General features: G+C 55.0%; 17 protein-coding genes. 15 read left to right on the top strand and 2 right to left on the bottom strand.

From position 1 onward, the window contains the following. Nucleotides 1-282: 282 nt before the first annotated feature. From RMS95_RS07200 to RMS95_RS07155, 10 genes are all read left to right on the top strand, one after another. On the top strand, nt 283-750 hold the full coding sequence (locus RMS95_RS07200; RefSeq protein WP_310644872.1) for a hypothetical protein: 468 nt from the start codon (nt 283-285) through the stop codon (nt 748-750). A 175-nt stretch (nt 751-925) separates the two neighbouring features. After that, nucleotides 926-4,321: a flagellin gene (locus RMS95_RS07195; protein WP_310644870.1), complete on the top strand. Its 3,396-nt coding sequence runs from the start codon at nt 926-928 to the stop codon at nt 4,319-4,321. A gap of 382 nt (nt 4,322-4,703) precedes the next feature. Beyond that, entirely contained in the window at nt 4,704-6,176 is a 1,473-nt protein-coding gene (locus RMS95_RS07190; protein ID WP_310644868.1) for a sigma-54 dependent transcriptional regulator, read from the top strand. Beyond that, nucleotides 6,173-6,517, top strand: coding sequence for a flagellar hook-basal body complex protein FliE (fliE, locus tag RMS95_RS07185; RefSeq protein WP_310644866.1), 345 nt, complete (start codon nt 6,173-6,175; stop codon nt 6,515-6,517). The genes RMS95_RS07190 and fliE overlap by 4 nt, the downstream gene beginning before the upstream one ends. Nucleotides 6,518-6,536: 19 nt before the next feature. Then, entirely contained in the window at nt 6,537-8,609 is a 2,073-nt protein-coding gene (gene fliF / locus RMS95_RS07180) for a flagellar basal-body MS-ring/collar protein FliF (protein WP_310644864.1), read from the top strand. A gap of 23 nt (nt 8,610-8,632) precedes the next feature. Continuing rightward, nucleotides 8,633-9,673, top strand: a complete 1,041-nt coding sequence (fliG, locus tag RMS95_RS07175; RefSeq protein WP_310644862.1) for a flagellar motor switch protein FliG — start codon at nt 8,633-8,635, stop codon at nt 9,671-9,673. Continuing rightward, nucleotides 9,666-11,048 (top strand): FliH/SctL family protein, encoded by a 1,383-nt coding sequence (locus RMS95_RS07170; protein ID WP_310644860.1) that lies wholly within the window; start codon nt 9,666-9,668, stop codon nt 11,046-11,048. The genes fliG and RMS95_RS07170 overlap by 8 nt, the downstream gene beginning before the upstream one ends. Next, nucleotides 11,035-11,718 carry a hypothetical protein gene (locus RMS95_RS07165; RefSeq protein ID WP_310644859.1) on the top strand — a complete coding sequence of 228 codons (684 nt, stop codon included), beginning with the start codon at nt 11,035-11,037 and terminating at the stop codon, nt 11,716-11,718. Before RMS95_RS07170 ends, RMS95_RS07165 begins: the two co-directional genes overlap by 14 nt. A gap of 2 nt (nt 11,719-11,720) precedes the next feature. Next, nucleotides 11,721-13,040 (top strand): FliI/YscN family ATPase, encoded by a 1,320-nt coding sequence (locus RMS95_RS07160; RefSeq protein ID WP_310644857.1) that lies wholly within the window; start codon nt 11,721-11,723, stop codon nt 13,038-13,040. Continuing rightward, entirely contained in the window at nt 13,037-13,477 is a 441-nt protein-coding gene (locus RMS95_RS07155) for a flagellar FliJ family protein (RefSeq protein WP_310644856.1), read from the top strand. The genes RMS95_RS07160 and RMS95_RS07155 overlap by 4 nt, the downstream gene beginning before the upstream one ends. Here RMS95_RS07155 and RMS95_RS07150 read toward each other — a convergent pair. Continuing rightward, entirely contained in the window at nt 13,474-14,217 is a 744-nt protein-coding gene (locus tag RMS95_RS07150) for a hypothetical protein (RefSeq protein WP_310644854.1), read from the bottom strand. The two genes, RMS95_RS07155 and RMS95_RS07150, sit on opposite strands and share 4 nt — an antisense overlap. A 10-nt stretch (nt 14,218-14,227) precedes the next feature. After that, nucleotides 14,228-14,620, bottom strand: a complete 393-nt coding sequence (locus RMS95_RS07145; RefSeq protein ID WP_310644852.1) for a surface-adhesin E family protein — start codon at nt 14,618-14,620, stop codon at nt 14,228-14,230. A gap of 105 nt (nt 14,621-14,725) precedes the next feature. Here RMS95_RS07145 and RMS95_RS07140 point away from each other — a divergent pair, with 105 nt between their 5' ends. Genes RMS95_RS07140 through flhB form a run of 5 tightly spaced genes read left to right on the top strand, consistent with a single transcriptional unit; the run spans nt 14,726 to nt 17,969 of the window. After that, a complete protein-coding gene (locus tag RMS95_RS07140; RefSeq protein WP_310644851.1) occupies nt 14,726-14,998 on the top strand; it encodes a flagellar biosynthetic protein FliO in 273 nt (90 codons plus the stop codon). Next, entirely contained in the window at nt 14,988-15,755 is a 768-nt protein-coding gene (gene fliP / locus RMS95_RS07135) for a flagellar type III secretion system pore protein FliP (protein ID WP_310644849.1), read from the top strand. The genes RMS95_RS07140 and fliP overlap by 11 nt, the downstream gene beginning before the upstream one ends. A gap of 11 nt (nt 15,756-15,766) precedes the next feature. Then, complete coding sequence (fliQ, locus tag RMS95_RS07130) at nt 15,767-16,036, top strand: flagellar biosynthesis protein FliQ (protein ID WP_310644847.1); 270 nt, start codon at nt 15,767-15,769, stop codon at nt 16,034-16,036. A 12-nt stretch (nt 16,037-16,048) separates the two neighbouring features. Continuing rightward, a complete protein-coding gene (gene fliR, locus RMS95_RS07125; RefSeq protein ID WP_310644846.1) occupies nt 16,049-16,819 on the top strand; it encodes a flagellar biosynthetic protein FliR in 771 nt (256 codons plus the stop codon). Nucleotide 16,820: 1 nt separating this feature from the next. After that, entirely contained in the window at nt 16,821-17,969 is a 1,149-nt protein-coding gene (gene flhB / locus RMS95_RS07120) for a flagellar biosynthesis protein FlhB (protein WP_310644844.1), read from the top strand. Nucleotides 17,970-17,977 lie beyond the last annotated feature (8 nt).

Raw genomic sequence — 17,977 nt, 5'->3', positions numbered from 1 at the left:
TTGGTATCGTTCTTCTCGGCTGAGGTGCTTGTACATTGGGCAATTTCGATTTGGCGGTTAAAGCGGCCATGATGCTCTCGCATCCTCAGCCACCTATAACCAGTTCATCTTTGTTGCACTTCGTCCTTGAATCCGCCATTTTTAAAAATCTTGTTCGGGGTATTTTTTGGGGCTGGTTTTTATGGTCGGAATAAAACTGGCACTAAATGTGCTTTGAAGGCTGCATTCGTGATTTTCTTTTGAAAAGAGCGCTTATTTATTGACACCCTTTAAGGAGCCTCCATGACACTCATTCAAGAACTGACCCATCAAGCGTCTACGGGTGCTTTGATGCAAACCCAACACCTCAAGCGTTTCAGCGCAGCAGAAATTCGCGAAGCCATTCAAGGCTTGGTCGCCACCGAGCAAGCCGATTTGGCTTATGCCCTGGGCGATGCCGGTTTGAGCATTTATCCCGCCAGCGAAGATATGTTGGCCATGAATGGTTTGTTGGCCGTGATGCGCAGCGACTGGCCACAAGCCGTTGAACTGCTGGAAGACTTGATGTACATCCAAGCCGAACGCACGCAGCCCTTCACCTATGTGATGTTGGTTCGCGCTTTGCGTTGCAACCTCGATCCTTTGCGCGCCATTCAAGTTGTGCAGCAAGGCTTGGCTTCATACCCAGATCAAATGGAATTGACCGCAGAAGCGCTCGATCTTGAGGCCTATGCCGACACTATGCAGGCCCCTAGCGGCTACACCCACTAATCGCAAATTGCCGCTGGCAAGACTTTGCCGCTTTGCGTGAACAAAGCTTGCCGCAGCAACCAAAAGATTACTTTCAACCCCTTATTTGAACCGTCAAAAAAGCGCTAAAACACTTGGCACGCAGTTTGCTTAAGGGTTTGGGTAGTTAAAGACCGCAGAGGTCAGGAGAATACAAATGGCAGTTATCAACACCAACGTCAAAGCGCTGTTTTCACAAGCAGCATTGAAGTCCACAGAGCGTACGCAGGCTACGGCCATGCAGCAGTTGTCGACCGGCAAACGCATTAACTCGTCACGTGACGACGCGGCTGGTATGGCGATTGCCACCCGTATGACGCAGCAAATTCGCAGCTTGAACCAAGCGGTGCGTAATGCTGGTGATGCTGTCACCCTGATTCAAACGGCTGAAGGCGCGACCAACGAAATCACGGACATGATGCAGCGCATGCGTGAGTTGGCCATTCAAGCCTCGAACGACACCAACGACAACGCACAACGCAGTTACTTGGATCTGGAATTCCAGCAGCTAAAGAAGCAAATCGTTCAGATTTCTGACAACACCGAGTGGAACGGATTCCCTGTGTTGAACGGTACAACGGGCGAGCGCGTGGGCATCAAGCCTGTTTACAAGACGGTTTCAGAGCCCGTCGTCAGCACTGATCTGACTTTTACTGCCGCCAAACCCGCCACTACGTCTCCGACCGTGGGTATTGCCGGTGTCAATGAAGTGTCCACAGTGACTTTTAAGGATATGGCGATTGGCGACACAGTGACCGTGGGTGGTTTGACCTACACAGCCAACAAGGCAAATTCTGCTCAAGATGTTGCCGAAGCGTTCTCTAATATTTCTAACGGTGCTGCAGGCGCCACCTTGTCTGCCATCAAAGGTGATTTCACGGGAACTTTGACAGGTTTTAGCAGTGGTACAAATGCTGCTGACAAGTTGAGTTTTACTGCTGTGGCGCAAGCCGACACATCTGTCACAACGTTGACTGTTGCCGGTTCGGCTGCAGGTGTAACGCCAGCTACGCCAACCTTGACTACCAAAGGTGTCGCTAATACGTTGGGTCGTACAGAAGTGTCCACGGTGACATTCCCCCCCATGAGTGCCGGACAAACCATGACATTGGCTGGCTTGACGTACACCGCCAAGATTGCCAACAGCGGTGCCGAAGTGGCAGCAGCATTTGCAGACATTGCATCTGGAAAAACTGCGGGTAATAGCTTGAAAGGTTCTTACTCCGGCACTTTGACCGATTTCAGTACTGGCAGTGCACAAGGTAGCAAAGTCGAATTCACCAGCACTACAAAGTTGGACGTGAACACAAACGCTTTGACACAGTCTGGCACAGCGACGACACCCACAATTTCTACAACGCCTGGTTTGTCAGGCGGCGGTATTACCTTGGATGGCACGTTCTCCAAAGCGGGCACCTTGTCTATTTTGGCGGGTGGTGTCGACAGTGTCACATCAGCCAAGTTCACGTTGGAAGATGGCCAAACATTGGATATTTCTTCGGGTGTCACTATCGCCGACGGTGTCATCAGCATCAACAAAGAAACGCTGGCACGTGCGGGCATGAACATCTTGTCAGGTGACGTTAAATTGACTCAGGTAACGCCTGTTACAGGTGCGGCAACGCCAGCCGATTTTGCAGCCGGTGATCGCGTGTCCATGAGCGTCACTCGTTCTGTGGCCAATTTGGAGCCCATGTATGCCAGCGATGCCATCATCAATGGCGTGACGATTGGTGCCTCACGCATGGCCGACGACAAAATTTCCCCAGAGGGTAATGCATGGGCCAGTGCGATCGCCAAAGTCGCAGCAATTAACGAAAAGTCCATCAGCACAGGTGTACAAGCGGTCGTGAATCCGAACGTCATGACGGGCGCTGCCATGAGCAGTTCCGGCGCTCCGGTGACAGGTACTTTGCGCATCAACGGTTTCATCACCCCCATGGTGACCACGGTGACTGACAACCCACGTGACTCTCGCTCAGCGATGGTCAAAGCGATCAACTTTATTTCTGAGCAAACAGGCGTGCGTGCGATTGACACCTTGTCTGATACCAAAGGTATTACTTTGGTGGCTGAGGATGGTCGAAACATCGAAGTGGTGTTCAACACCGCCAGTACAGACAAAGACTTTTCTGAAAAGACGGGTTTGAAACAGGGCATTCAAGCCGGTTCTTACTCTTTAGAGAGTTCTGTTGAAACACCCGTCACGATCACCAGCGGTACGAATGGGAATATTTCTCGCTCGGGCTTGGAGGTGATGAATTACGACAGCAAGACTCTCAGCACCGTGACTTCCAAAGACCGAGCCGCTGTGACTGCGGTCAAAGACATCAAGAGCTTGGCCATTGGTGACTTGCGCATCAACGGTGTGGACATCCGTGCTGCCGTGCCTTCAGATGATGGCGTTTCTAACACGCAAAGCGTGACAAGCACCGCGGTGGCCAGTGCCATTGCAACGGCTGCAGCGATCAACGCCAGCACAAGTAAAACAGGTGTCACCGCAGTTGCTGTGCCCGTCAAAATCGAAGGTAACGTCACCAGCACAGCCAAGCCCATTGCTTCTGTGTTGGCCGCTTCGAATGGTGTGCAATCCTTATACATCAACGGTGTGAACATTCAGGTTGCCATGAGCGATAGCGATACAGAGTCCGAGCGTCGTACAGCTGTCGTTGCCGCGATTCACAAAAACGCTGGTTTGTCGGGTGTGGATGCGATTGACACAGGTAACGGTGGCATTACTTTGAATGCCGTCGATGGCCGTAACGTGTCGGTTTGGTTTGACAGCACCAAAGTCGATGCCGGTAGCTTTGGCTTGGGCTTTGGCACAGAAAGCAATTTGCCCAGCGGCGTGTCAGGTATTCCGAATGCCAATAATTTGACAACGACAGCGGCCACTTCTTATGGTTCGATCGCTTTGCAATCGGAAAAGGCCATCACTTTGGAGCCGGGTGACAACGGCTTTAACGTGGACGGCGATTTTTACAACCTTGGTTTTTCACAAGGTACCTTTGGTGGTCAAGTGGATGAAGCCACCTCCAAAATGAGCCCACCTCGTACGGGACGCTTGGCGTTCCAAGTGGGTGCCAATGCCAACCAGACCATCACCATCGACTTGGCCGACTTTGGCAAAGGCGGGCCAATCACGGGTGAAATCACTTGGGATGCAGATTTGGAGCCATTGGCTGTCAATCAACCGATTCCCGTACCCGATGCAGGCGGTCCGACGTTAATGGGCAAGCCTTTGACGCGTACATCCATCAGTTCCAGCGAAGGCGCACAAGCGGTGCTAGCCAAATTGGACGCGGCCATGGACAAGGTCAACCAGACCCGTGCCACCATGGGTGCGGTGATGAACCGACTGGACCACGTCATCAGCAACTTGACCAACGTGTCGATGAACTTGTCGACTTCGCGCAGTCAGATTGAGGATGCGGATTACGCCTCGGCCTCGACCGAATTGGCGAAAAACCAAATCATGCAGCAAGCTGCGACGGCGGTTTTGGCACAAGCCAACACGAGCCAGCAGTCTGTGATGAAGTTGTTGGGCGGTTAACCAAGCCCCTCCTGAAGCTGTGAAAGCTGAAGAGGGCGCTTCGCCCAAACCCAATTTACCCAAGGGCCCCAATTGTTGGGACTGTCGTTACTTGACGACCACCTGGGATGTGCGTGCGCCTTACGGTTGCAAGTTCATGGGTTTTCGTTCGCGTGTGATTCCCTCGCTGGAAGTGCTGCGCACGGACGGCCGTTTTTGTGGCGCTTTTGTTGCCAAACCTTCTGTAGAAAAAAAGACAGCTCAGCCTGTCGAGCAACCGTCGGATCGTCAGAAAACTGACTTTCGCAGGCCCGTTGTGCGCATTAACTTAATTACATAGGTTACAAAACCACCTGGCACGCACCTTGCATAACAGTCTTACCTTTATTTCAGGCTGTTCAAAGTGATTGCTTCTTCTGTCAACGTTATTCATGCCGTGTGGTTGGACCCCTTCAGTCCTCTGCAAGCGGCAGATCGCGCCCAGCTGGATGCCGCCGGTATCAGTCTGGAAACCGTCTCTACTTTGGGCGACCTCACTTTGGCTCTGCGCCGTGCGCATGTGTTGGTGATTCGTCTGGGCGACAGCGCTGAGTTGTTGCAAGAAGTTCAAACTCTCATTGCCCAACTGGGTCATACCGTGCCCGTGTTGTGCCGCGTCGAGCGTCGCCGCATGGAAGTGGCTGTGGACGCGATGCGTTTGGGCGCTTTGCATGTGTTGCCCGCTGACGAATGGTCCGCGGGTGCGTGGCAAGAAGCCGTCAAGGGCTTGAATGCCCCCGAACTCAAAACCAAGAGCTACGTGTTTGTGGACCCGACCAGCCAACATCTGCTGGCCTTGGCCCAACGCGTGGCACAAACTGAAGTGACCGCCTTGTTGGTGGGGCCCACCGGCGCTGGCAAAGAAGTGCTGGCGCGTGTGTTGCACGAATCGTCTCCTCGCGCCAAAGGCCCATTTGTGGCCTTGAACTGCGCGGCCATGCCAGAGCACTTGATCGAAGACATGTTGTTCGGTCACGAGAAGGGCGCTTTTACAGGCGCTTTGAAAGAGCACAAAGGGTTGTTTGAACAAGCGCACGGCGGCACCATCTTTTTGGACGAAATTGGCGAGATGCCCATGCAATTGCAAGCCAAGTTGTTGCGCGTTTTGCAAGAGAAAAAACTCAACCGTTTGGGCGGCGAAGGCACCATCGATCTCGATGTGCGCGTGGTCGCTGCGACCAACAAAGATTTGAAACTGGCCATCGAGCAACGCGAATTTCGCGAAGACTTGTACTTTCGCATCAGCACGTTCCGTTTGCGCATTCAGCCTCTGAAAGACCGTCCAGGCGACATCGTGCCTTTGGTGGCCCAGTCTTTGGCGCGTCATGTCAAAGGTGGCGTGCCATTCACCGTCACCGAAGATGCCCAAGCGTTGTTGCAAAGCTACCCATGGCCCGGCAACGTGCGTGAACTCGAAAACGTGGTGCAACGTGCTGTGGTGTTGTGTGGTGGCCGCACCATCAGCCCTGCGCATTTGATGTTTGACGATGCAGCAATGGACGATCAAGCCCTACCTGCAGCGCATGCTGTTCCTGCTGTGTCCGCCATGTCCGCTTTGAACGATGCTTTGGCGCAAGCCATGCCTGCGGCTGAAGACGCACAACCCTGTGCTCAGACTGCTGCAGCGATGGCCCCTATCGCCATGCGTGAAGTCTCTGCCCCCGTGAACTTGGAGCATGCGGTCAAAGCCAGCGAGCACCAAGTGATCATGGCCGCCATTCAAAGCACCGACAGCCGCATGGAAGCGGCTGCCAAGTTGGGCATTAGCCCACGCACCTTGCGTTACAAACTGGCGCAATTGCGCACCCGTGGCATGTCTGAAGGAGTGTCCGCATGATTGATCGCATCTCTAACGCCAACATCATGTCGATGATGGAAACGCTGCGTGCGCACCAAGCGCAGGCCACCGGTTCGTCATCGTCGGTGAGCGAAACCAGCTCGACCAAGATCGAAGGCCAGTCCAACTTCTTTGAGTCGGTCAAAACCGCGCTCGACAAAGTCAACGCTGCAGACACCAAGGCAGACGCCTTGTCTGAAGCCTACGACCGCGGCGAAAACGTGCCCCTCACCGATGTGGTGTTGAGCATGCAGAAATCCTCGCTGGCTTTTGAAGCCACTTTGCAAGTACGCAACAAGGTGATGAAAGCGTACGAAGAAATCATGAACATGCCGGTGTAATCTGGATTGAGAGACTGATATGGCAACTGATACCCTGAACATGAACCCAATGGCTGTCGCAACAGCGGGCGCGGACAACACCGCAATGAGCACCGCCGCTGGCGGTGGCAATGGCAAAGCGGGCAGCAGCAATTTGCCTGCATGGCTGAACGCCAAAGACGGTCCCGGCGCGTTGGTCGGCGACATCTTGCGCCAACCGACAGTGCGTAAAACGCTGCCTTTCATCGTGATCTTCATGCTGCTGTTGTCGGTGGCGGTGTTCTTCACCTCGATGAAGCCTACCCCTTACCGTCCTTTGGTCTTGATGCTCAACGATGCGGACAAGCAGTTGGCCATTGAAGCCTTGAAGGCGGCGGAGTTCAAACCAGAAGTCGACGCTAACACCGGTCAGTTGTCCGTGCCAACCAGCCGTTACCAAGAAGCCCGCATGTTGCTGGCTTCTAAGGGCTTGCCACGCACCGAAGCTTCTGGCATGGACAACCTCAAAGACATGCCCGCCATGACCACCAGCCAGTTCATGGAGCAGGTGCGTTACAACAATGCGATGGAGCAAGAGTTGGCCCGCAGCATCACGCAAATTGGCGGCATCAAGTCAGCCCGTGTGCACTTGGCTTCCCCCAAGCAAAGCGTGTTTGTGCGTGACCGCGCCACCACCAAAGCCTCGGTGGTGATCACCCGTTTGCCTGGCCACACGGTGTCGTCAGCCAACGTGCAAGCCATCATCCGTTTGGTGGCCTCTAGCGTGCCTTACTTGGCGCCAGAAAACGTGTCGGTGGTCGACAACTTCGGCAGCTTGATGAATGAAATGTTGGTCGAGCAGCCTTTGGGCATGACGTCGGCACAGCTGACGCAAAAGCAACAAATGGAAGACTTGTATCGCACCCGTTTGATCCAGTTGCTGGCGCCTATCGTGGGTGAAGCCAACGTGAGCGCCCAAGTCAGCATGACGCTCGACTTCACGCAAACCGAAGTCACCACTGAAGATTACGACGCACAAGACAAAGGTCCGAAAACCCGTTCGGAGTTGTTTGTGGAAGACCGCAACACCATGCGTGACGCGATTGGCATTCCCGGTTCTTTGTCGAACACGCCTCCTGCACCGACCAACCCTCAAGCCACGACCCAAACCAACTCAGATCCTTTGAAGGGTGTGAGCGAAAAAGGCACACAAGTCACGGCACGCAGCACTAAAAACTACGAACTCGACCGCTCTGTGCGTCACACCAAAGGTGCGATGGGCAACATCACCAAGATTGGTGTCGGTGTGTTGATCAACGAGCGTCCCATCCCTGCCGGCACGAAAGTGGAAAAACCTGCCGATGGTTCAGCACCTGCCACGTCGATTCCCTACACGGCTGAAGAAATTGAGCGATTGAACCAGTTGGTCAAAGGTGCCGTGGGTTTCAACGCCGAGCGTGGTGACGCGGTCACCGTCGTCGGCACCAAGTTTGAGCCTCAAATTGACCCAACCGCTGTGCCTTGGTACCGCGACGAAAACTACCAAATCTTGGTGAACGCCGGTGTGGTGGGCGGCATCTTCTTGCTGGTCTTGATGACGATCGTTCTGCCCATGGTGCGCCGTTTGACCACACCGCCTGTGGACGCTGCTGCTGTGGCCGCCGCCGCCGCCGCCGCTGCTGCCGCCGATGCCCAAATGGCCATCGACGTGGCGACGGCCGAGTCGGCCGCTGCACAAGCCAGCGCTAAAATGGCCAAAGAAGCACACGAGGCCGAAATTGCACGCTTGGCCGAAGAGTCTGCCAAGGCTGCCGAGGCCGCCCGAGTGGCTGCCGAAGAAAAAGCGGCTGCTGAAGCTGCCGTGGCTGAGCAAGAGCGCATCAAGCAAGAGGCCAAAGCAGCTTTGGGCCCTGAAGCCGAAACCGCTGAGATCGAAATTCAAGAAGGCGAAACGCTGGAAGAAGTCAAAGCCCGCATGGCCAGCCTCAAACCTAAGAAACAATCGATTTCTGCAGACTTGTTGAACACGGCCAACTCGTATGATGACAAAGTGGCGTTGATTCGCATGATCGTGGCAGAAGACTCCACCCGTGTGGCGGGTGTGCTCAAAGCGCTGATTCGCCCAGCTGCCTAAAAGAATAAGTTTGAGGAAAAACCATGGCTGATAACGACAACGCGATTGTGATGACCGAGGCGCTGCGCGCCGAGCTTGCCAACATCACTTCGACCCAACGTGCAGCAGTGTTGATGCTGCTGTTGGGTGAAGAGCAAGCCGCAGACATCATCAAGTTTTTGAACCCCAAAGAAGTCCAAGCACTGGGCGGTGCCATGGTGTCTGTGGCCGATTTTTCGCAAGACGCTGTGAACGTGGTGCTTGACGAATTTGTGGAGCACTTGAAGAAGCAATCCACCTTGAGCATGGGCAACACCGATTACGTGGAAAACGTGATGCGACGCGCTTTGGGCGACGACAAGGCTGCTTCTGTGTTGGGCCGCATCATGCCCGACCAAGGCACCAAAGGTTTGGACATTTTGAGCTGGATGGATGCGCGCGGCATTGCCGACATGATCCGTGGCGAGCACCCGCAAGTCGTGGCGATTATTTTGTCGTTGCTGGAGAGCGAAGTCGCCGCCGATGTGTTGAACTATTTGCCGCCCGATACCCGCGCCGAAGTGATTCAGCGTGTGGCCAGTTTGGACACGGTTCAGCCTTCGGCCATGGCCGAGCTGGAGTCGATCATGAAGCAGCAGTTTTCCAAGAGCGCGTCGGCCCAGTCGTCGAGTTTTGGCGGTGTGCAGGCGGCGGCCAAGATCATGAACTTGACCAAGACCGCGTTGGAAGCCAGCATCATGAATGGCTTGAACGAAATCGATCCCGATTTGATGCTCAAGATTCAAGACAATATGTTCACGTTCGAGAACTTGATGAGCGTGGACAACAAAGGTATTCAGGTGCTCATGCGCAACGTCGAGCCCGACATGTTGATGATGGCCCTCAAAGGTGCCAGCGACGGCGTGAAAGACCGCTTCTTTGACAACATGTCCGAACGTGCGCGTGGCATGTTCCGTGATGACATGGAAGCCAAAGGTCCGCAGCGTATGGCAGACGTGGAAGAAGCACAGAAGAAGATCATGCGCATGGCGCGCAAGCTGTCGGATTCCGGCGAGCTGGTTTTGGGAGGCGCCGACTTTGTTTAATCGGCCCAACCCCGCACGCCCCACCAAGGTGTGGCACCCTAATTTAGGCGTGTTGCCTGAGGAGACCTCTCGCGGTTTTAGGACTAGCCGCTGGCAGGGGTCCGAGGCGAAAGGCTTCGCCAACGATGACTTTGGCCTTCATGGCTCGGGTTTTGTGCTTGACGATCATCCGGTGTCGCACGATGCCATGTCCGAGAGCGCACAGCGTGCGTTCAGCCTGTTGGACGATGTCAAGAAACAACATGCACTGGCTAAAAAAGCTTTGGAAGAGCAAGAGGCTGCCAGCGCTAACGCACATTTGCCTTTTGTGCTGGATGTGTATGAAGCGCCTGAGATGAAGCGAGCTGCTCAGTCTGAGCCGACTTTGCAAGAAGATGCTGTGTCACCAGACGCTGCGTCTGCTGATGCCGCTCATACAACCAACGATGAGCCAGAGCAAGTCGCACAAGAAGCTGCGTCTGAATTGGCGCAAGACGCGTTGGCCGATCAAACGGCCGGTCAAGACATGGCGCAGGCTGAATCAGATTTTGAGCAGCAGGTGTCTGCTGACGACGACGTGTCCAATCGCCCCACACATCCGGCTGCAGAGCAAGCAGACTCAGCGCTTGAGGCTGCAACGCCGGCCGGCATTGCGGCCGATGAGGTTGCTCAGCGCGAGGCGCAGCACTTCGAACAAGGCTTGGCCCAAGGCATAGAGCAGGGCATGGCACAAGGTCTTGAACAAGGTTTGGCCCAAGGCATCGAGCAAGGGCTCGCACAAGGACTCGAACAGGGCTTGGCCGAAGGTCGCGAGCAAGGCATGAAAGAGGGCCTCGCTTTGGCGGAAGAGCAAGCGCGCGAAGCGCAAGCATTGGCTGAGCAAGAAGTCACCGCTAAAAATGACGTGATGGCCGAGGTGTCTGCCAAGCTCAACGCGTTGCTCGAAGACCCTACCCAATTTTTTGAACCTCTCAAACGCTTGGCCCTGCATTTGGCCGAGCAAGTGGTGAAGTGCGAGCTGCGTACCTCCAGCCATGCCATCGAGCAACTGGTGCAACGTTGTTTGGACGATTTAGATCACCCCGCCAAGGGCGCGGTGGTGGTGGAACTCCATCCAGAAGACAAAGCACGTTTGCAAGCAGAGGGCGGCGCTTTTATCCAAGGCATGCGCTTGGATGCGGTGCATGACATGAAACCGGGCAGTGTGCGTGTGTTTGCCAACGACATGGTGGTTGAGGACTTGGTGGAGCATCGCTTAGAGGCCTTGGCACGCACCATGTTGATCGACGTGGACAGCTGGCGCAAACAATCGGCTTTGGCGAAGCCCGAGGCCCCTGAGGTTACGCAAGAAGAGACCGAAGAAGTGATCGAGGAGGCGACGGATGTACATCCCTGACGTACTCAATACCCTGTTGATGGGCCTGATTTTCATGGTCATTGTGGTCACTGTGGTGCGTCCCATCATGTTGAACATGTTGACGAGCAATGCCAATCCACAAGACATGCAGCGTGCGTTGATTGAGTCAGTGCAAGCGCATGTGCAGCGCGCCACGCAAGAGGTGGCATCGCAGCGCACAGGAAAAATTCGCTACCAGCAGCTGCTGTTGGAGTTGCCTGAGCGTCGTAAGCCCTTGGCTTTGCCCGCACCACCTGTTGCGGCAGAGGGCGGGACGGATGCGTCAGCCTCGCCAGAGGCACCAGGTGTGGGTGACTCAACCGCCGCTTCTGCTTCAGATGCTCTGACGTCAGAGGGTGTGAGTGCATCAGGCGATGTGCAGGCCACGGCGGGTGATGTCTCGGCGGCTTCGCAGACCGAGGCAAGCCCAGATGCACCATCGGCTGACCTAGCCCCAGGCGAGATTGAAATTGGCGAAGGCGAGTCTTTGCATGACATCAAAGAGCGCATCAAACGTGAGAAAAAGAATTCGGCCAAGCCCACCATTCCGCCGGAGTTGCTGAATGGCGCCAAGAGCTACGAAGACAAAGTGGGGGTGGTGCGCATGGTGGTGCACCAAGACCAAAGCCGTGTGGCTGCCGTGATCCGCGGCATGATTGAAGTGAAATAAGCATGCTCGACTTTGGCAAAGAAGTCAGCGCCACGCTGCCCAAACTGCGTGTTCCTGACCCCAAGCGCAGCGGCACGCTGGTGCGTTTGGTCGGCTTGACGCTGGAGACACGCGGCATCATGGCTCCCTTGGGGGCCTGCTGCGAAGTGCTGGGTCAACATGGCCACCGTGTCGAAGCCGAGGTGGTGGGCTTCAACGACAAAACCTTGTACCTGATGCCTTTCACCGATCCTGTCGGCGTCGGCCCAGGGGACACCGTGCGGGTCATGAACAACTCAGGCCAAGTTCGCTTGGGCGCAGGTCTGTTAGGGCGTGTGATTGATGGCCGAGGCCAGCCTCTGGACGGTCGTCCTCTGCCGCATTTGCCTGATCAGTTGAGTTTGTTGGGCTGCCCGTTGAACCCGATGGAGCGTGGCCCCATCGACACGATTTTGGATGTAGGTGTCAAAGCCATCAACAGCGTGTTGACAATTGGCCGTGGTCAACGCATTGGTTTGGTCGCCGGTTCTGGTGTGGGTAAAAGTGTGCTCTTGGGCATGTTGACCCGTTTCACCAAAGCCGACGTGGTGGTGATTGGTTTGATCGGTGAACGCGGTCGCGAAGTGCAAGCGTTCATTGCCGAATCGTTGGGCGATGAGGGCCTGGCCAAGTCAGTCGTGATTGCGGCGCCAGCCAACGTGTCGCCCGTGCTGCGCCTCAAAGCCACGCACATGACGCACGTGATTGCTGAATATTTCCGTGACCAAGGCAAAAACGTGTTGATGCTGTGTGACAGCTTGACCCGTGTGGCCCATGCGCAGCGCGAAATTGGTTTGGCCATTGGCGAACCCCCTACGGCCAAAGGCTACCCGCCGTCGGTGTTTGCGTTGTTGCCTAACTTGATCGAGCGTGGTGGCGTGGGCCGTCATGGTTTTGGCTCCATCACATCGATCTACACAGTCTTGGCCGAAGGCGACGATGCCTCTGACCCGATCGTGGACATCGCACGCGCTTCTTTGGATGGCCAAGTCATGTTGTCTCGTCGTTTGGCTGACCAAGCGCATTACCCTGCGATTGATTTGAATGGCTCCATCTCTCGTGTGATGCAAACCTTGGTCAGTCCAGAGGATTTGCGTCAGTCCAACAAGTTTCGACGCTTGTGGTCGGTCTACCAACAAAACGCTGATTTGGTTCAGGTCGGCGCCTATGAACATGGTTCGAATCCCGAACTCGATGAAGCCATTCGCTTGCGTGATCACATGGTGACTTTTTTGCGCCAAGAGATGCACGCGCCTGAAGACTACGAAGTCACGCGCGATCAACTGCGCCACATCCTGTCATGAAGCCCCGCGCCGCTTGGCCGATCTTGGCGAAAAAAGCCAAAGAAAAGTGTGAAGAGGCGCAAGCTGAAGTGGTCAAGTCGCGCGAACGTGTGGCGCATTTGGAGCAAAGCCGTGAGCGCATGGAAATGCTCTATCTCGATTACGTGCATCGGTCCAAGGAGGCCGAGAAAAAGTTGCACAGCATGGCCGAGACTTTGAACTATCGCGGTTTCATGCAACAGGTCAAAGCGCTTGTTTTGCGTGTGGATGCTGACTTGGCCAAAGCCAACCAAGACTTAGACGACAAAAAATTCCTGCTGTTGGCCGCTGAGAAAAAACGCATTCAGATGGAAACCTTGATGGAGCAAGACCTCAAGCAAGTGCGTGCCTTTCACCAAAAACGCGAACAGCGCGAGATGGATGCCGCTGGCGTGATGCTCTACAACCTCAAGTCTTAACCCGTCAACTCACCCGTCACCCAGCCTGCCTGCAACCAGTGCCAGTCGTCATGTCGGAAAGCCCATGGGATCAAGTGCGTGGCGGTGCCTGTTGGGAACACGTCTTGCGTCAAGTGGTCGCGCCATTCCCCTTTGGCGCCAACGCTGCTGAGCAAGGCTTGCGAGATATCGGCGCCGGGTGAACCGACCACTTTGAATCTTGGCATCACAGCTTCTGGCTGTGCTTGTCCCTGTGTGGGGCCCGAGTACAAGTCGTGCACGCTGCCCCAGTGGCGGCCAGCCAAGGTCCCCTTCAATTCCCCAAGGTCTTTTTCAGCACGGGCCACATCACGGACGCGAAATCGGTGCTGGCCCAGCACGTTGTCAAACCAGACACAGGCGTCGGGGTGCTGGCGCAACAACTCGGGCAGGGTGGCGAGTGCGTCTTGGCGGTGGTGCGTGACTTGAACCCCGTGTTGTTTCAGGTGAGCGCCGTGTCGTCGTGTGAAGAGTCGACCCGCGAGGGGGTCAATGTCGTAGGCGTCAATCCGTTGAAATCGAGCCAGCCAGCTGGGCGGCATCATCCAGCCCGCGCTGCTGCCGATCAGCAGCAAGTGTTGGCTGTTTGGGTGCACCTTGCCCAAAAACGCATCGAGGTGATTCACCGTGGCTTGCCAGCGTGTTTGTGCGCGCCACGCCTGCACATGCCAGCTTAAACCGCCTGTGCCTCCTGCATGCAGCAAATCACGCCATGCGCTCATTGACGCGCCCTCAGCACACCAAACGCATGATTCTGAAAACCGGGGTGTCGGGTGGCACGGGCTCGAATGCACCAATCACCCCTTCGCTGGACAAAATGTCGCCAGTCAAGCGTGTGCCGCTGTGGTACGACAGTGCCAGGGTGCGTACCGTGCTGTGCTTGCAGTTGAACTCCATCTGCATACGCGTTGATTTGTAAGTCTTTTTGTTGTGTTGGTTGACTTGCGGATCGCGGTAATCCAACGCCGTCCAGACTTTGCTGACTTCGCCTGTGCGCGTCAGGGTGTCCATATCGACGTAAAAGGTGCCAATGTCAAACAAGCCAATGGCGGTCAAGTTGTGGGCTTGGGCCAAGCTGCTGGCCAGCAAAGCCGCGCTGATGAGGAGTGCTTTGAGTTGTTGCATGGAATGACTATAGCGTCAGTAAAACTTGGCACGCAGTTTGCAAGATATCCTAGGTACAGGCACGTCAAGTGTCGGAAAAGCGTCAGTGCGCACAGGAAATTCATCATGCAAAGTTTCGATTGGGGCCAATTCTTCGCCAGCACCTTGGGGGTGCTGCTGCTGTTATGTGCGGCGCTGTGGTGGGTCAAACGCAACCGCGCGATGGGCAACGGTGTGACCTCGGATCGTCGTATTCAGGTGAAAGAAGCCTTGCCCCTGAGCTTGAAACACAAGATTGTGCTGATTCAAGTGGACAACCAAATGGTGCTCACCAGCGTCAGCCCAGGCGAGGTGAAGACCTTGCACACGTGGACAGAAGGGGGCGACCATGTTGCGTAAGCCGATTACCAAAAAGATTCTTTATGTCATCTTGGGCGTGCTGTTGCTCGCCTTGATGTCCTTGCCCGTGATCAGCCACGCCCAAGGTCTGCCCATGGTGAACGTGAGCGGCGGCAAAGGCGGGCAACAGTACAGCATGAGCCTGCAATTGCTGGGCTTGATGACCACGCTCACGCTGCTGCCGTCGATGTTGTTGATGATGACTTCGTTTGTGCGCATCATCATCGTGTTGTCGATCTTGCGCCAAGCGCTGGGCACGGCACAAACGCCCCCTAACACTGTGTTGGTCGGCTTGGCTTTGTTCCTGACGTTTTTCATCATGTCGCCTGTGTTTGAGCAGGTCTACAAAGAGGCCATTGGCCCTTACATGAACAGCAACCTCGATTTCGACAAAGCCCTCATGAAAGCCGAAGCCCCGGTGCGCGACTTCATGACCAAGCAGACCCGTGAAGATGACATTGCGATGTTCATGCAAATCTCCAACCGTCGTGAGTTGCAAGACGCCGCACAAGTGCCGTTCACGACGTTGATGCCCGCTTTCATTACCTCCGAGATCAAAAGCGCGTTCACGATTGGCTTCTTGATTTACATCCCGTTTGTGGTGATCGACTTGATCGTCGCCAGTGTGTTGATGTCGATGGGCATGATGATGTTGTCGCCCATGATCATTTCGATGCCCATCAAGCTCATGTTGTTTGTGTTGATCGATGGCTGGACGCTGCTCATGGCGTCGCTGGCCAACAGTTTTGTGTTTTAAGGAGAGACGCCATGGATACAGCAACCGTCGTCGATTTAGCCCGTCAAGCCCTGTGGATGACCATGTTGATTTCTGGGCCTTTGTTGGCTGTGGGCTTGGTCGTGGGTTTGGTCGTGGGTATTTTCCAGGCCGCGACCTCGATCAACGAGCAGACGTTGAGCTTCATCCCGAAGTTGATCTGCATTGGTTTGACCATGTCAGTTGCCGGTGGCTGGATGATCAACACCATGGTGGACTACACCAAGGGCATCTTCACCCGCATTCCCAGTTTGTTCGTGTAACACCTGCTGCGCATGAACGCCTCGCTCATTGAAATCCTAGACAAGTTTTTGGTCGTCATATGGCCCATGCTTCGCTTGTCTGCGTTTCTGGCGTTCACGTCTATTTTTTCAATCCGTGCGGTCAACATGCGCATTCGCGTGCTGCTTGGGTTTTCGATGGCATTTTTGGTGTCGCAGCAACTCGATATTCCGCGCATTGACCCGCTCAGTGCTGATGGTTTGGTGGAGATCTTTCGTCAAATTTTGATTGGCTTGACCATGGGCTTGGTGTCGCAAGTGGCGTCGGCTGCGATGGTGGTGGCGGGCCAAGCGGTGTCGGGCTCCATGGGCTTGTCGATTGCCAACATGATGGACCCCAACATGGGCAACGTGCCCGTGATCTCTCAGTTCTTCAACATCTTGGGCACGCTGGTGTTCTTGGGCATGGGCGGCCATTTGATTGTGTTTGGTTTGGTGCTGGAGTCGTTCCAGCTTATTCCCATTGGTCAGCCGTTTTTCAGCCAAGACATGCTGGGCAAGATGATCAACTGGAGCGCCATGATGTTTTTGGGCGCTTTGCTGATCGCGCTGCCCGTGATGATGACGCTCTTGTTCATCAACATTGGCCTCGGCTTTGTGGCCCGTGCGGCACCGAGCTTGAACATTTTCACGGTGGGCTTTCCTGCCTTGATCTTGACGGGCTTTGTCATCTTGATTTTCTCTATGGGCAATAACGTGGCGCGCATCCAATGGGTGTGGGCGCAGGCGTTCTTGGTACTTCGGTCTTTTTTAGGAGCCAGCTGATATGTCAGAAGAAAGCGGCGCAGACAAAACCGAAGAACCGACGGCGCAGCGGATCAAAAAGGCCCGCGACGATGGTCAGATTGCTCGTTCGCAAGAGATTGCGCCTGCGGCCATGATGGTGATTGCCACTTTGTTTTTCACCATGATGGGGCAGTACTTGTTCAACAGCATGGGCAACTTGTTCAAAAAACAGTTGCAGTTTGATCGGCTCGTCGTTGATAAGGCAGAGCTGCTGCCCGCTATTTTTGGCAGCTCGATCGTGGACGGCTTTTTAATCATCTTGCCGTTGATGGCTATTTTGTACGTCATCGCTATTTTGTCGACGACCTTGGCGGGCGGATTCATCTTCGCCCCAAGTTTGGCGATGCCCAAGTTCAACAAGCTCAACCCGATGACGGGGCTGGCGCGCATGTTCGGACCTCAAGCCGCGATCAATCTGGGCAAAGCGTTGGTGAAGTTTGTGTTGGTGGGGGCGATCTTGCTGATCTCGGTCATGAACAACTTGCAAGACCTCACGCAAATCTCACAAATGGACTTGAGCCCCGCCATCAAAGTGGCGGGCACCATCATTGTGGACTCCTGTTTTTGGTTGAGCCTCGGTTTGGTCTTGGTGGCTTTGGTGGATGTGCCGTTGCAGCGTCATCAGCTGAACAAGAAGTTGAAGATGACCAAGCAAGAGGTGCGTGACGAGATGAAGAACTCGGAAGGTAACCCCGAGGTCAAAGGTCAAATTCGCCGTCGTCAGCACGAAATCTTGAACAACAAAATGATGTCCAAGGTCAAGGACGCAGATGTGGTCATCACCAACCCCACGCACTTTGCGGTGGCTTTGTCGTACGACCCGACAGGGGACGGCGCGCCGATGTTGGTGGCCAAAGGTGAAGATGGTTTGGCGGCTCGAATTCGTGAAGAAGCCAAAGAACATGGGGTGTATTTGTTTGAGGCGCCCTTGCTGGCTCGCGCCTTATACTTCACGACGAAGCTGGATCACCCGATTCCAGAGGCTTTGTACCACGCCGTCGCGCAGGTGATCGCCTATGTGTTCAGCTTGAATCAGTCGTATGGTCGAGGACACGATGTGATCAAACCCGATCCGTCCATCCCCGACGAGATGAAGTTCGATGCCAACGGCAAAGCCATGAACGCTTAAGACCCCAC

This window comes from Limnohabitans sp., assembly GCF_031539175.1.
Taxonomy (GTDB): domain Bacteria; phylum Pseudomonadota; class Gammaproteobacteria; order Burkholderiales; family Burkholderiaceae_C; genus Limnohabitans.
The sequence above is the reverse complement of the archived record's forward strand: the minus strand, read 5'-3'. Positions and strand labels throughout refer to the sequence as shown.

What these genes read in the sequence shown, in the direction of transcription:
- RMS95_RS07155 (WP_310644856.1), top strand. Translation starts at nt 13,037, where the DNA reads ATGAAGCCCCGCGCCGCTTGGCCGATCTTGGCGAAAAAAGCCAAAGAA.
- fliE (WP_310644866.1), top strand. Translation starts at nt 6,173, where the DNA reads ATGATTGATCGCATCTCTAACGCCAACATCATGTCGATGATGGAAACG.
- RMS95_RS07165 (WP_310644859.1), top strand. Translation starts at nt 11,035, where the DNA reads ATGTACATCCCTGACGTACTCAATACCCTGTTGATGGGCCTGATTTTC.
- fliQ (WP_310644847.1), top strand. Translation starts at nt 15,767, where the DNA reads ATGGATACAGCAACCGTCGTCGATTTAGCCCGTCAAGCCCTGTGGATG.
- fliP (WP_310644849.1), top strand. Translation starts at nt 14,988, where the DNA reads ATGTTGCGTAAGCCGATTACCAAAAAGATTCTTTATGTCATCTTGGGC.
- fliR (WP_310644846.1), top strand. Translation starts at nt 16,049, where the DNA reads ATGAACGCCTCGCTCATTGAAATCCTAGACAAGTTTTTGGTCGTCATA.
- RMS95_RS07150 (WP_310644854.1), bottom strand. Translation starts at nt 14,217, where the DNA reads ATGAGCGCATGGCGTGATTTGCTGCATGCAGGAGGCACAGGCGGTTTA.
- RMS95_RS07145 (WP_310644852.1), bottom strand. Translation starts at nt 14,620, where the DNA reads ATGCAACAACTCAAAGCACTCCTCATCAGCGCGGCTTTGCTGGCCAGC.
- fliF (WP_310644864.1), top strand. Translation starts at nt 6,537, where the DNA reads ATGGCAACTGATACCCTGAACATGAACCCAATGGCTGTCGCAACAGCG.
- RMS95_RS07195 (WP_310644870.1), top strand. Translation starts at nt 926, where the DNA reads ATGGCAGTTATCAACACCAACGTCAAAGCGCTGTTTTCACAAGCAGCA.
- flhB (WP_310644844.1), top strand. Translation starts at nt 16,821, where the DNA reads ATGTCAGAAGAAAGCGGCGCAGACAAAACCGAAGAACCGACGGCGCAG.
- RMS95_RS07140 (WP_310644851.1), top strand. Translation starts at nt 14,726, where the DNA reads ATGCAAAGTTTCGATTGGGGCCAATTCTTCGCCAGCACCTTGGGGGTG.
- fliG (WP_310644862.1), top strand. Translation starts at nt 8,633, where the DNA reads ATGGCTGATAACGACAACGCGATTGTGATGACCGAGGCGCTGCGCGCC.
- RMS95_RS07200 (WP_310644872.1), top strand. Translation starts at nt 283, where the DNA reads ATGACACTCATTCAAGAACTGACCCATCAAGCGTCTACGGGTGCTTTG.
- RMS95_RS07160 (WP_310644857.1), top strand. Translation starts at nt 11,721, where the DNA reads ATGCTCGACTTTGGCAAAGAAGTCAGCGCCACGCTGCCCAAACTGCGT.